At 66.4% G+C, this 13413-nt stretch carries 13 protein-coding genes; 6 read left to right on the top strand and 7 right to left on the bottom strand.

Annotated features, from left to right (window positions below; translation table 11 throughout):
* Positions 1-84: 84 nt before the first annotated feature.
* From AB4061_RS24040 to AB4061_RS24030, 3 genes are all read right to left on the bottom strand, one after another.
* Entirely contained in the window at positions 85-936 is an 852-nt protein-coding gene (locus tag AB4061_RS24040; protein WP_441638167.1) for an alpha/beta hydrolase family protein, read from the bottom strand.
* 40 nt (positions 937-976) lie between these two features.
* Positions 977-2113 carry a thiolase family protein gene (locus AB4061_RS24035; protein ID WP_441638165.1) on the bottom strand — a complete coding sequence of 379 codons (1137 nt, stop codon included), beginning with the start codon at positions 2111-2113 and terminating at the stop codon, positions 977-979.
* A gap of 139 nt (positions 2114-2252) precedes the next feature.
* On the bottom strand, positions 2253-2831 hold the full coding sequence (locus AB4061_RS24030; RefSeq protein ID WP_441638163.1) for a TetR/AcrR family transcriptional regulator: 579 nt from the start codon (positions 2829-2831) through the stop codon (positions 2253-2255).
* Positions 2832-3053: 222 nt separating this feature from the next.
* Here AB4061_RS24030 and AB4061_RS24025 point away from each other — a divergent pair, with 222 nt between their 5' ends.
* Genes AB4061_RS24025 through AB4061_RS24000 form a run of 6 tightly spaced genes read left to right on the top strand, consistent with a single transcriptional unit; the run spans position 3054 to position 9102 of the window.
* Positions 3054-4151: an ABC transporter substrate-binding protein gene (locus AB4061_RS24025; protein ID WP_441638161.1), complete on the top strand. Its 1098-nt coding sequence runs from the start codon at positions 3054-3056 to the stop codon at positions 4149-4151.
* Between the two features lie 4 nt (positions 4152-4155).
* A complete protein-coding gene (locus AB4061_RS24020) occupies positions 4156-5004 on the top strand; it encodes an ABC transporter permease (RefSeq protein ID WP_441638159.1) in 849 nt (282 codons plus the stop codon).
* Positions 5005-5038: 34 nt separating this feature from the next.
* A complete protein-coding gene (locus AB4061_RS24015; RefSeq protein ID WP_441638157.1) occupies positions 5039-5860 on the top strand; it encodes an ABC transporter permease in 822 nt (273 codons plus the stop codon).
* A gap of 41 nt (positions 5861-5901) precedes the next feature.
* Positions 5902-6744: an ABC transporter ATP-binding protein gene (locus tag AB4061_RS24010; protein WP_441638155.1), complete on the top strand. Its 843-nt coding sequence runs from the start codon at positions 5902-5904 to the stop codon at positions 6742-6744.
* 31 nt (positions 6745-6775) lie between these two features.
* On the top strand, positions 6776-7726 hold the full coding sequence (locus AB4061_RS24005) for a TauD/TfdA dioxygenase family protein (RefSeq protein WP_441638153.1): 951 nt from the start codon (positions 6776-6778) through the stop codon (positions 7724-7726).
* A gap of 11 nt (positions 7727-7737) precedes the next feature.
* A complete protein-coding gene (locus tag AB4061_RS24000) occupies positions 7738-9102 on the top strand; it encodes an LLM class flavin-dependent oxidoreductase (RefSeq protein ID WP_441638151.1) in 1365 nt (454 codons plus the stop codon).
* A gap of 85 nt (positions 9103-9187) precedes the next feature.
* On the opposite strand, the gene AB4061_RS23995 is transcribed toward AB4061_RS24000, so the two are convergent.
* Genes AB4061_RS23995 through cyoA form a run of 4 tightly spaced genes read right to left on the bottom strand, consistent with a single transcriptional unit; the run spans position 9188 to position 13160 of the window.
* The gene (locus tag AB4061_RS23995) at positions 9188-9553 is read right to left on the bottom strand and encodes a cytochrome o ubiquinol oxidase subunit IV (protein WP_183031587.1); all 366 of its coding nucleotides are present in this window, start codon (positions 9551-9553) and stop codon (positions 9188-9190) included.
* Entirely contained in the window at positions 9553-10203 is a 651-nt protein-coding gene (gene cyoC, locus AB4061_RS23990; protein ID WP_441638148.1) for a cytochrome o ubiquinol oxidase subunit III, read from the bottom strand. Before cyoC ends, AB4061_RS23995 begins: the two co-directional genes overlap by 1 nt.
* Positions 10204-10206: 3 nt before the next feature.
* A complete protein-coding gene (gene cyoB, locus AB4061_RS23985) occupies positions 10207-12183 on the bottom strand; it encodes a cytochrome o ubiquinol oxidase subunit I (RefSeq protein ID WP_441638146.1) in 1977 nt (658 codons plus the stop codon).
* Positions 12184-12191: 8 nt separating this feature from the next.
* A complete protein-coding gene (gene cyoA / locus AB4061_RS23980) occupies positions 12192-13160 on the bottom strand; it encodes a ubiquinol oxidase subunit II (protein WP_441638144.1) in 969 nt (322 codons plus the stop codon).
* Positions 13161-13413 lie beyond the last annotated feature (253 nt).

The raw sequence follows: 13413 nt of genomic DNA, 5'->3' as shown, positions 1-13413 counted from the left end.
GAACGGAGGAACGAAGGAAAACGCATGCCGATATGATTTGCGCCCGCTGATTGACACCCGCTGATTGACACCCGCCTTGCCGGCTCAGTCCGGGCGCAGCGCTGCCGGGCCGGCGTGGCGCCGCAGGAACGCGACGACACGCGCCACCACGTCCGCATCCTTCAGGATGCGCCGGTGCCCGAGCCCCGCCGCCGGCACGAGTTCCGCCTGCGGCCAGGCGCGCGCCAGCGCGACGGATTCCGCATAAGGCATCTCGGCGTCGCTGGGGTCGTGCAGCAGCAGCGCCGGGTGGCGCAGGCCCGGCGCCAGCCGCGCCAGGTCCATCACCGTGGCCGGCTGCCCGAGATATAGCTCAAACCGCTCGCGCAGCAGCGGCCGCAGATCCTCGGGCAACCCCGCCGCGTGCGCCACATAGGCGAGCACGCGCACCAGCGACGACGGGCCGGCCAGATGCACGCTCGCACGCACGTCGAGCCCATGCGCAAAGGCATAAAGCGCCGCGGCCGAGCCCGCCGAATGCCCGATCGCCACGTCGAACGGGCCCAGCGCCAGCGCCACGCTGCCGATGGCGCGCCCGCATGCCACCACGTCGGAGCGCGTACCGGGCGAATCCCCATGCGCCGGCGCGTCGAAGGCACAGACGTCGAAGCCCGCCGCCGTCAGGGCCGGCACCCATGCCCCCCAGTGACTGGCGCGGCTTTCCCAGCCATGCACCAGCAGCACGCGCGGCGCCGGTGCCGTGCCCCGCGCAGCCGGCCAGGTCCAAGCGGCAAGCTCCACGCCCTCGTGCGCGACGCGCTGCGCTCGGCCGCTTTCCAGCCACTGGCGCTCGCCCTCGGCAAGCGGGAAGCGGCGCGGTTCGATGAACGCCTTGAGCGCCTGCGCCACACCGGCGGGCAATGGCGCTCCGGATGCGGCTACGTCGGTCTGTTCCATACGGGATCTCCTCGATATCGTGTGTCGTGTTCAACCCGGCTCAAAGCGCTTCGAGCACGGTGGCAATGCCTTGCCCGCCGCCAATACACTGCGTGGCCAGCGCATAGCGTCCCTGCTCACGCGCCAGCAGGGACGCCGCCTTGCCGGTGATGCGCGCGCCGGTGGCGCCCAGCGGGTGGCCCAGCGCCATGGCGCCGCCATCCAGGTTGACCGTGCCGGGGTCCAGGTCCAGTTCGCGGATGCAGGCCAACGCCTGCGAGGCAAAGGCTTCGTTGATCTCGACCACGTCGAGTTGCCGCACCGACAGCGCGGCACGCGCCAGCACCTTGCGCGTGGCGTGCACCGGGCCCATGCCCATCTCGGCCGGATCGCAGCCGATGGTGGCCATGGCGCGGATGCGCGCCAGCGGCTGCAAGCGGTGGCGCGCAACGAAGGCTTCGGTGGCGACCAGCACCACCGCTGCGCCATCGGTCAGCGGCGAGGCGGTGCCGGCCGTGACCACGCCCTCGGGGCCAAAGGCCGGACGCAACGCCGCCAGCGCTTCCAGCGAGGTTTGCGGGCGGATACAGCCGTCGGCGTCGATGCGCTCGCCATCGCCGCGCACCACCGGCACGATCTCGCCGGCCAGCCTGCCCTGCGCGCGCGCCTCGGCGGCCTTGTGGTGCGACGCCAGCGCCATCCGTTCCTGGTCCTGGCGCGACACGTGATAGCGGCGCGCCACGTTCTCGGCGGTCTGCCCCATGCTGATATAGGCATCGGGGTAGTCGCGCAGCAGGTCGGGACTGGGCGAGGCATTGAAACCACCTTGCGGCACCATGCTCATCGACTCCACCCCCACGCACAGGTAAGCCTCGCCGATGCCGGCCTCGATCTGCGCGGCGGCCATATGGATGGCGGACATGGACGAGCCGCAAAAGCGGTTGATCGTCATGCCCCCCACCTGCTGCGGCAAGCCGGCCAGGAAGCCGACGATGCGCGCCAGGTTGGATCCCTGCGGCCCTTCCGGATAGGCGCAGCCGAGAATCACATCCTCCAGCCCAGCAGGATCGAAGTCGGCGCGCTGCAGCAGCCCGCGCACGGCCTGGGCCGCCAGGGTGTCGGGCCGGACCTGGGCAAGGGCACCCTTGGCGGCGAAATGGAAGGGGGTACGGGCGTAGGCGGCAATGAGAGCTTGCATGACTGGGACTCCGTCTGGTTCAAGATGCGCGCGGGCGCTTGCGATGCCGTTGCGTTACCGCAACCTACCAACCATATGGTAGGGTAACGGTGCCAAAAAAAGGCACGCTTGCGGGCGTGCCTCGTTGCTTCAACATGCATCAGAGCGACAGCGCTTGCCTGGCGAAGGCGACCGCCTGATCGAAATCCTCCACCCGCCCGGTCATGCGCGCGGACAGCAATGCACCCTGGCAAGCCGCGAACAGCGCGGCGGCCGCCGGGCCGGCCTGCCGGCCCAGGCCCATCTCGCGCAGCACCCCTTCCAGCCAGTCAACCTGCGCGGCGCGCAAGCCGCGCACGGCTTGGCGCAGGGTCTCGTCGATGCAGTCCCAGCCGGGCGCCAGCGCGCCGGCGGGGCATACGCCGCTGCCCGCGTGCAGCGCCTCGCGGAACATCCGGCAATACGCCGCCACCTTCTGCGCGGGCCGGCCAGGCAAGGCTTCGGACCAGGCCCGGAACGCCGCCGTGGATTCCTGCAGGACTTCCACGCCGAGCGCTTCCTTGGTCGGGAAATGATGATAGAGGCTGGCCTTGCGGATGCCGACCTGGTCGGCGATGTCCTGGAAACTGAAGCCAAGGTAGGAGCGCGTCTGGATCAGGTCGCGCGCCACGCGCAGCACATGGGCGCGCGTGGTGTCCGTGGTGTGCGTGGTATTGGATCGGGCCGTTGCGGTGGGCATGGGTTCGGCTGGTACTGCGGCTAGGCTTATATCCTACCTACTATAAGGTAGGCTTTGGCCACCGTCAACCTGGTCCGCCAGCCAGTTGACGGCAGCCCCACCCCCGGCTTATGCAGGCAACCCATAACCAAAGCCAAAAACATTCGTTCTGTCGCGCCAAAGGCACCGCGTATCTTGAGAGCCGTTGATGACTTTCACTGCTCCGATAGGAAACCAGCCAAGATGGCAATCACGCGACGAACCCTCCTCAAACGCTTTGCCGTGTCCGGCCTGGGTGCCGCCGCATCCGCCAGCCCGCTGAGCGCATTCAGTGCCAACGGTGGCGCCAGGCCCGACGTGATCCGCATTGGCGTGGCGCAGCCGGCCACCGGCACGCCGCCCACTTTCGCGGGCAGCTCCATGGCCATCGCGCATGCGCGCGGCTGGCTGGAAGAAGCGTTCAAGCCGTCAGGCACGCGCATCGAATGGCTGTTCTTCAAGGGCGCGGGGCCAGCCGTGAACGAAGCCATCAGCACCAACCAGCTCGATTTTGCGATGCAGGGCGACCTGCCCGCCATCGTGGCGCGCGCCGCCGGCCTCAAGACGCGGCTGGTGCTGGCCACGGGCGTGCGCACCAATATCTACATCGGCGTGCCACCCGACTCCCCGCTCAAGACGGTGGCGGACCTGCGCGGCAAGCGCGTGTCGCTGTTCAAGGGCACCAATATGCATCTGCCGGCATTGCGCCTGCTTGAGGCCAACGGCCTGGCCGAGAAGGACCTGCGGTTGCTGAACCTGGACACCGCCGGCTACCTGGCCGCGCTCACCACACGGGATATCGACGGCGCCATCGGCGCCATGGATATCCTGCGCCTGCGCGACAAGGGCGCGGTGCGCATCCTGTACTCGAGCAAGAACCAGTCGCCGATCTACACGCGCCAGAGCCATGTGCTGGTGACCGACGCGTTCGCCAGCAAGTACCCCGAAGCCACCCAGCAACTGGTCAAGACCGCGGTGCAGGCCGCACGCTGGGCCTCTGACGAAAAAAACCGCGAAGACGTGCTGCGTACGTGGGCGCGCGCCGGCACGCCCTACGAGCACTGGAAAGAAGACTACGAAGGCGAACCGCTGCGCGTGCGGCTGAACCCGAACTTTGACCCCTTCCTGGTGAGCCGCTACAAGGACGCCACCGAGCAGGCGTACCGCCTGCGGCTCTCACGCGCGAAGTTCGACGTGGACCAGTGGATCGACCCGAGCTTCCTGAAGGCCGCGCTGAACGACCTGAGCCTGCAGAGCTATTGGCCGGTCTACCAGCCCAACGGCAAGATCCTCGGAGCCTGACGCGATGGCAGCCAACGAGACCCTGGCGCTGCCGGCCGTGGCGGGCAGCGCCCCCACACAAGGCGGCAAGCGGCTGCGCGGCTGGCGGCCCACCCGGCAGCATGCCGCGTGGCTGCTGGCCTGGCCGGTGCCGCTGACGCTGCTGCTGGTCTGGTACGTGGCGGCGCGCTTCGCGTGGATTCCGCCGCAGGTGCTGCCCGCCCCCGACACCGTCTGGCACACGCTTACCGAGCTGTACCAAAGCGGCGAGCTGCAGGCCAACCTGGCCGTCAGCGCATTGCGCGTGGCCGGCGGCTTTGCGCTGGGCCTGGCCGGCGGGCTGGCGCTGGGCGTGGCGATGGGCCTGTCGCCCAGCTTCCGCGATTACGTCTATCCCACCTTCAAAGCCTTCAGCCAGGTGCCCGTGCTGGGCTGGCTGCCGCTGCTGATGCTGCTGGTCGGCATTGACGAAGCGCTCAAGATCATCTTGATCGCCAAGGCCTCGCTGGTACCGATCGCGCTCAATACCTACAAGGGCATCCAGAACGTGCCCACGCGCTATATCGAGGTGGCGCGGGTGCTGCGTTTCACGCGCTGGCAACTGCTGTCGCGGGTGGTGTTTCCCGCCGCCGCCGCGCCGATCTGGAGCGGCATCCGCTACGGCCTGACGCACGCGTGGCTGGCGCTGGTGGTGGTGGAGCTGCTGGCCTCCTCCGAAGGGCTGGGCTACATGATCGTGTACGGCCGGCAGCTGTTCCAGCTCGACATGGTGATTGCCGCGGTGATCGTGGTGGGCGCGGTGGGATTCGCGCTGGACAAGGTGCTGGCACTGGCCGAGCGCGCGGTATTGCGCTGGCGCAAGCCGGGGCTCTGAGTTGCGGCGCAAGACAACAGCAAAGGAAAACAACATGGCCGATGCCTCCTCGACGCTGGTCGCGAAATCCGGCAACCCGCGTTCCCTGCGTATCCCGCGCGCGTTGCGCGGCTGGGTCCTTCCTATTGGCCTGATCGTCCTGTGGTGGGCCGCGGTGCGTTTTGGCTGGAGCACTTCGCCGCTGCTGGTGCCGGTGTCCAAGGTCTGGGCCACGGCGGTGGACCAGGTGCGCAGCGGCGCGCTCTTTGTCGCGCTGTCGGCCAGCCTGTGGCGCGACGTTGCCGGCTTCGCGCTGGGTGCCAGCGTGGGCCTGTTGTTCGGCACCGCGCTGGGGCTGTCGCGGCTGTTCGAGCAACTGGTGGGACCGACGTTCCACACCATCAAGCAGATCTCGCTGTTCGCCTGGATCCCGCTGATCTCGGTCTGGTTCGGGCTGGGCGATACCGCCAAGGTGGTGTTCCTGTCGCTCGCGGCCTTCTTCCCCGTGGTGCTCAACACCTTCGAAGGGATCCGCGCCGTGCCCGCCGATCTGCTGGAAGTGGCCAACGTGCTGAAGTATTCGCGCCGGCAGGTGCTGCTGCGCGTGGCGCTGCCGTCGGCCTCGCCGTCGATCTTCGCTGGCATCCACCTGGCCCTGATCTACGCCTGGCTGGCCACGCTSGGCGCSGAGTACATGCTGGTGTCCGGCAAGGGCATCGGCAACACCCTGACCGATGGCCGCGAGAATTTCTGGATGGACCTGGTGATCTTCGGCGTGATCGTGGTCGGGCTGGTCGGCTTTACGCTGAACTGGATCGCCAGCCGCATCGAGCGCCGCCTGCTAGCGTGGCGCGGGCGCTCGGTCGCCGCCTTCTGATCCTGAACCCATTGCTTCTGAACCCATCCCGGAGACCTGTCATGGCCCGAGCCGGCACGCTCGATATCGCGCACCTGCGCAAGCAATATGAAGTCAAGGGCGAGCCCCTGCCCGTCCTCGAAGACATCACGCTGTCCATCGCGCCCGGCGAGTTCGTCAGCATCGTCGGTGCCAGCGGTTGCGGCAAATCGACCTTGCTGCGGCTGGTGGTGGGGCTGGAGGAGGACTACAAGGGCGAGATCCTGCTCGACGGCAAGCGCGTGGTGGGCACCAGCCTGGACCGGGGCATCGTGTTCCAGGAGCACCGGCTGTTCCCGTGGCTGACGGTGGAGCAGAACATCCGCATGGCGCTGCTCAATGCCAACCTGACCGAGACCGAGAAGCGCCGCACGGTGCGCGAGCATATCGTTCTGGTGGGGCTGGCCGGCTTCGAGACCGCGTTTCCCCACCAGCTATCGGGTGGCATGTCCCAGCGCGTGGCCATTGCCCGCGCGCTGGTCACGCGCCCGGAGATCCTGCTGCTCGACGAGCCCTTCGGCGCGCTCGACGCCCTGACCCGCGCTTACCTGCAGCAGGAACTGCACCGCATCTGGCAGGCCGAGGGCATCACCATGATCCTGGTCACCCACGATGTCGAAGAAGCCATCTACCTGGGCGATCGCGTGGTGGTGATGGAGCCGCGCCCCGGGCGCATCCGGCGCATCCTGCCCGTGCCGCTGGCCCATCCGCGCGACCGCGCCGCGCTGGGCTTTGCGCGCGTCAAGGACGACGTGCTGCAGGAATTCACCCGGCGCCTGGCCGATCTCGCGGAGGCGCCCATCAAGCGCGAACCCGATCCCGAATACACCGACCGGCTGCCGCCCAACATCCAGTTCGCGATCTGAATCGCGCCCCTCGCCCACAGGAGAAGCCCAAATGACCCAGCAGCAATCCGCAGCACAAGTCACGCTAGACATCCACCCGGTAGCCGGGCGCATCGGCGCCGAGATCCGCGGCGTCAAGCTGGCGCCGGACCTCGATGCCACCACCTTCGGCGCCGTGCGCGCCGCGCTGCTGCGCCACAAGGTGCTGTTCTTCCGCGACCAGGATCACCTGGACGACAAAGCACAGGAGGGCTTTGCCAGCCTGTTCGGCAAGCCTGTGCCCCACCCCACCGTGCCCTCCCGCGACGGCACGCGGTTCCTGCTCGAGCTCGATTCCGAGCACGGCGGCCGTGCCAACTCCTGGCATACCGATGTGACCTTCGACCTGGCCTACCCGCAGGTGTCCGTGCTGCGCGGCGTGGTCATTCCCGCCGCCGGCGGCGACACCGTATGGGCCAATACGGCTGCGGCCTACCAGGATCTGCCCGAGGCGCTGCGCGAACTGGCCGACCGCCTGTGGGCGCTGCACACCAACGACTACGATTACGCCGCCACCCGCAACACGGTCAGCACCGAAGCCATCAAGCGCTACCGCGAGGTCTTCACCGCCGCCATTTACGAGACCGAGCATCCGGTGGTGCGCGTGCACCCGGAAACCGGCGAGCGCACGCTGGTGCTGGGGCACTTCGTGAAGAAGCTGCTTGGCTACTCGTCCTCCGACTCGCAGCATCTGGTCTCCGTACTGCAGGACCACGTCCATCGCCTTGAGAACACGGTGCGCTGGCGCTGGCGCGCCAACGACGTGGCGATCTGGGACAACCGCGCCACCCAGCACTACGCCATCAACGACTACGGCGATGCGAAACGCGTGGTGCGCCGCGTCACCATCGCGGGCGATGTGCCCGTCAGCGTGGACGGACGCCGCAGCGTATCGGTGAAGTCCGCCGCGCCCAAGCAAGCCGAGCCGGCCAACCACGCGGCGCCGGCGCGCGCCGCCGCATAAGGAAGCCACAGATGAGCCAACCCGCGCATCAGCGCCAGCTCAAGCTCGGCGCCTTCCTGCAAGCCACCGGCCACCATGTGGCCGGCTGGCGCCACCCCGGCGCACAGGCCGACGCCGGGCAAAATCTTGCGCACTACGTGCGGCTGGCGCAAAGCGCCGAGGCCGCGCAGTTCGATACGATCTTTCTCGCCGATGGCGTCGCAATCCGCGCGCTTGACGACGCCACCCTGCCCCGCACCGCGCGCGCAGCCAGCTTCGAGCCGCTGACGCTGCTCTCGGCACTGGCCGCGGTGACCGAGCGCATCGGCCTGGTGGCCACCGTCTCCACCACCTACAACGAGCCCTTCCACGTCGCACGCAAGTTCGCCTCGCTCGATCACCTCAGCGGCGGCCGCGCCGGCTGGAATGTGGTGACGTCGTGGTCCGACGCCGAGGCGCGCAACTTCAACCTGGACAAGCACCCCGAGCACGCCGACCGCTACGCGCGCGCCGAGGAATTCGTGGATGTGGTGACAGGGCTTTGGGACACCTGGGAAGACGACGCCTTCCTCTACGACAAGGAAAGCGGCCTGCATTTCGCGGCTGACAAGCTGCACGCACTGGATCACCACGGCAAGCATTTCCAGGTACGCGGGCCGCTCAACGTGTCACGCCCGCCGCAGGGCCATCCGGTCATCGTGCAGGCGGGCTCGTCCGAGGCCGGACAGGAATTGGCGGCGCGCACGGCGGAGGTCATCTTTACCGCGCAGCAGTCGCTGGAAGACGCCCAGGCCTTCTACCAGAGCCTGAAAGGCCGGCTGGCGCGCTATGGCCGCACGCCCGACCAGCTCAAGATCATGCCGGGCGTGTTCCCCGTGATCGGACGCAGCGAGGCCGAAGCGAAGGAGAAATTCGAGTCACTGCAAAGCCTGATCCATCCGGCCGTGGGGCTGGCCCTGCTGTCGCAGAACCTCGGCGGCGTGGATCTGTCCGGCTACCCGCTCGACGGGCCGCTGCCCCACGACCTGCCCGAGCCCAACGGCGCCAAGAGCCGTTTCCAGCTAGTGACCGGGCTAGCCCGGCGCGAGGCACTGACCATTCGCCAGCTCTACCTGCGCGTGGCTACCGCGCGTGGGCACTGGTCCATTCATGGCACCGCCGAGAGCATCGCCGATCAGTTGCAGGCGTGGTTCGAAGGCGGCGCCGCCGACGGCTTCAACATCATGCCGCCATGGCTGCCGGGCGGGCTCGACGACTTCATCGAACTGGTACTGCCGGAACTGCGCCGGCGCGGGCTGTTTCGCGAGCGCTACGAGGGCAACACCTTGCGCGAGCACCTGGGCCTGGCGCGCCCGGCGCATCCACGCGCGTTCGGCGGCGCGCGGCAGGTGGCCTGACGGGCCAGGCTGGCCAGACAACGAAGCCAGAAACGACAAAGGCGGCCCGAAGGCCGCCTTTGTCGTCAGCATTGAGGCTTAACGCTCAATGCACCATCATATTGGCGTTCATGTTATGCATGATCCACAGCGAGCCCGCTACCACGATCAGCAGGATCAGCGCGGTGAAGGCCAGGGCCATCACGTTCCAGCGCTGCTCCGACGAGCTGTCCAGGTGCAGGAAGTAGATCAGGTGCACGACGATCTGCACGACCGCCAGGCCCAGGATCACGGCCAGCGTGGTCGAGGCTTCCAGCGTGCCGCCCATCACCAGCTTGAACGGGATGACGGTCAGGATCACCGCCAGCACGAAGCCGATCACATACGACTTGACGCTGCCATGGCTGGCGCCTGCGGACGTGGTGCCGTGCGCGTCGTGAGCGCCGGCGGCAGAGACGTTGCTATGTTCCATTACATCGCTCCCATCAGGTAGACCACGGTGAACACGCCGATCCAGACGATGTCCAGAAAGTGCCAGAACAAGGCGAAGCAAGCCAGGCGCTTGGTCATGGTCGGGGTCAGGCCCTTGCGGGAGATCTGCCACATCAGCACGGCCATCCACAGCAGGCCGCTCGCCACGTGCAGCCCGTGGGTGCCGACCAGCGTGAAGAACGACGACAGGAAAGCGCTGCGCTCGGGGCCTGCGCCCTCGGCGATCATGTGATGGAACTCGTTGATTTCCATGCCGATGAACGCCACGCCCAGCAAGAACGTGATGCCGAGCCAGAACTGCAGGCGGGCACGCTGGCCGTTATGCAGCGAGATCATCGCCATGCCCGAGGTCAAGCTGCTGAACAACAGCAGGAAGGTCTCGACCAGGACGTAGTTCAGCTCGAACAACTCCTTGCCCGACGGGCCGCCTGCCACTTCGCCGCGCAACACCGCGAACGCGGCGAACAACCCGGCGAAGATGATGCAGTCGCTCATCAGGTACACCCAGAAACCAAACACCGTGTTGGCGCTGGTGTCGTGATGGGCGTGATCGTGCGAATGATCGTGCGAGTGGGCATGCGCCTCGGCGGCGCCATGCGCGGGATAACGCTGTAGGACTTCAGTCGTCATGGTTCAGGCCTGTGACGCAATGCGCTGGAAATGGCTCGTTTCGACCGCCTGGACTTCGTGCGCGGGCACGTAGTAGTCGATGTGGTCGTCGTTGCTGCGGAAGATAAAGCTGACGATCATGCCAACCAGGCCTACCGCCGCCAGCCACCAGATATGCCAGGTCAGGGCAAAGCCCAGCGCCAGGCTGAAGGCACCGATGTAGAAGCCGGCGCCGGTGTTCTTCGGCATGTGGATCTGCTCGTAGTGCGCTTGTTGCTGCGGCACTTCGCCACGCGCCTTCATGTCGGCGAACGCGTCCAGGTCACGCACCACCGGGGTGTGCGCGAAGTTGTAGAACGGCGGCGGCGACGAAGTTGCCCACTCCAGCGTACGGCCACCCCAGGGGTCGCCGGTCACGTCGAGGAGTTCCTTGCGGCGGCGCACGCTGACCACGATCTGCAGGATCTGGAACAGGATGCCCAGGCCGACAAACGCGGCGCCGAGCACGGCCACATACAGGTACGGGTTCCACGCCGGATTGTCGGTGTGGTTCAGGCGACGGGTCATGCCCATGAAGCCCAGCGCGTACAGCGGCATGAAGGCCAGGTAGAAACCGATGATCCAGCACCAGAACGCGTACTTGCCCAGGCGCTCGTCGAGCTTGAAGCCGAAGGCCTTCGGGAACCAGTAGGTAATGCCGGCAATGTAGCCGAACAGCACGCCACCGATGATCACGTTGTGGAAGTGGGCGATCAGGAACAGGCTGTTGTGCAGCACGAAGTCAGCCGCAGGCACTGCCATCAGCACGCCGGTCATGCCGCCGATCACGAAGGTGACCATGAAGCCCAGCGTCCACAGCACGGGCGTGGTCATCTGCACGCGGCCGCGGTACATCGTGAACAGCCAGTTGAAGATCTTCACCCCGGTCGGGATGGAAATGATCATCGTGGTGATGCCGAAGAACGCGTTCACGTTGGCGCCGGAGCCCATCGTGAAGAAGTGGTGCAGCCAGACCAGGAACGACAGCACCATGATGGCGCAGGTCGCGTAGACCATGCCCTTGTAGCCGAACAGCTTCTTGCCGGAGAACGTCGAGATGATTTCCGAGAAGATGCCGAATGCCGGCAGGATCAGGATGTACACCTCGGGGTGGCCCCAGATCCAGATCAGGTTCACGTACATCATGGCGTTGCCGCCCATTTCGTTCGTGAAGAAGTGCATGCCCAGGTAGCGGTCAAGGCCCAGCAGGCCCAGCGTGACGGTCAGCACCGGGAAAGCGGCGATGATCAGCACGTTGGTGYACAGCGCGGTCCAGGTGAACACCGGCATGCGCATCAGGGTCATGCCCGGGGCGCGCATCCTGAGAATGGTCACCAGGAAGTTGACGCCGGTCAGCAAGGTGCCCAGGCCCGAGATCTGCAAGCTCCAGAGGTAATAATCCACCCCCACGCCAGGGCTGTACGCAATGCCGGACAGCGGCGGATAGGCCAGCCAGCCGGTGCGCGCGAACTCGCCGACGCCCAGCGAGACGTTGACCAGCATCGCGCCGGCAACAAACAGCCAGAAGCTCAGCGTGTTGAGAAACGGGAAGGCCACGTCGCGCGCGCCGATCTGCAGCGGCACGACCAGGTTCATCAGGCCAGTCATCAGCGGCATCGCCACGAAGAAGATCATGATCACGCCGTGGGCGGTGAAGATCTGGTCGTAGTGCTCAGGCGGCAGGATGCCCGGCGAGCCGTTGGTGGACAGCGCCAGCTGGGTACGCATCATGATGGCGTCGGCAAAGCCGCGCAGCAGCATGATCAGCGCAACCACGGAATACATGATGCCGATCTTCTTGTGGTCGACCGAGGTGAACCAGTCGTTCCACAGCCATTTCCACTTGCCGAAATAGGTGATCAGCGCGCATAGCGCCACGCCACCCAGCGCCACCATCGTCAACGTGCCCATGATGATGGGCTCGTGGAACGGGATGGCATCCAAACTCAATTTGCCAAACATCTCTACTCCTAGGAATTCGAGCCCGGCGCCGGCGTAGCGGGCGCGGCCATGGACACCTGGCTCACGCCAAGGGTGTTGCGCGAGGTGCAGACGGGACCAAACGAGGTGCCGTTGCCGGCGATAGCGCCACCGGCGCCGTCCATGTACTTGTGCAGGATGCCGTGGTACAGCTGCGGATCGACCTTGGCGTACAGCGCCACGGGATTCGCCTCGCTGGGCTTGGCCAGCGCGCTGTAGTCAGCCAGGGTCAGCTGGCTCGACGAGGCGCGGACCTGCTTGACCCACGCCTCGAAGTCGAAGTTCGACACCGACTTGGCCTTGAATTTCATGCCCGAGAAGCCGCCGCCGCTGTAGTTGGCCGACATGCCGTCGAACGCGCCGGTCTCGCTGGCGATCAGGTGCAGCTTGGTCTCCATGCCCGCCATGGCGTACACCTGGCTGCCCAGTTGCGGGATGAAGAAGGAATTCATGATCGAATCCGACGTGATCTTGAAGTTCACGGGGGTGTTCACCGGGAACGCGATCTCGTTGACCGTGGCGATGCCCAGGTCCGGATAGATGAACAGCCATTTCCAATTCAGCGCAACCGCCTCGATGGTGATCGGCTTGACGTTGGATTCGATAGGCTTGTAGGGGTCCAGGTCGTGCGAGGACTTCCACGTGATGATGCCCAGCACCAGGATGATCAGGCAGGGAATCAGCCAGACCACGACTTCGATCCCGGTCGAATGGGACCAGTCCGGCTCGTAGCGGGCCGACTTGTTACTGGCGCGGTACTTCCACGCGAAGGTGAAGACCAGCACGATCACCGGCACCACGACGAGCAGCATCAACCAGGTCGCGATCAGGATGATGTTTTTGACGTCGGCGCCAATCTGGCCCTTCGGATCTAGCACGGCCATGTTGCATCCGGCCAGCAAGAGCAGGGCGGCGCAAGGCATTAGCCGCGTCCAACGCGGAAGTTTGGGTATCTTCATGTCACGACTGGTTGAGTTGGCCACGGCAGCGACGGCGCGGCGTGATTCTGCTGCCAGATGCAGGAGCAAGAGGCAGGCTTAAGGCTTGGGGGAAACTGGGTCAGATCCGGGTCAAGCGACCGGTGTGCCGGGGGACGCGCCGATCAGCGGCAGCCTGGCTTGGTCCTTGTGGGACGGATCAAAGTGGGACTGCGGCGGTCCACACAGGAGGACGTCGGCGTGGCGCGGCCCGGCGAGCTTGCCTGGTGGGCAA

Source organism: Cupriavidus sp. YAF13 (assembly GCF_052113425.1).
In the GTDB taxonomy this organism is placed as follows: Bacteria; Pseudomonadota; Gammaproteobacteria; order Burkholderiales; family Burkholderiaceae; genus Cupriavidus.
Note: the sequence above shows the minus strand (reverse complement) of the source record. Positions and strands in the feature narration are given on the sequence as shown.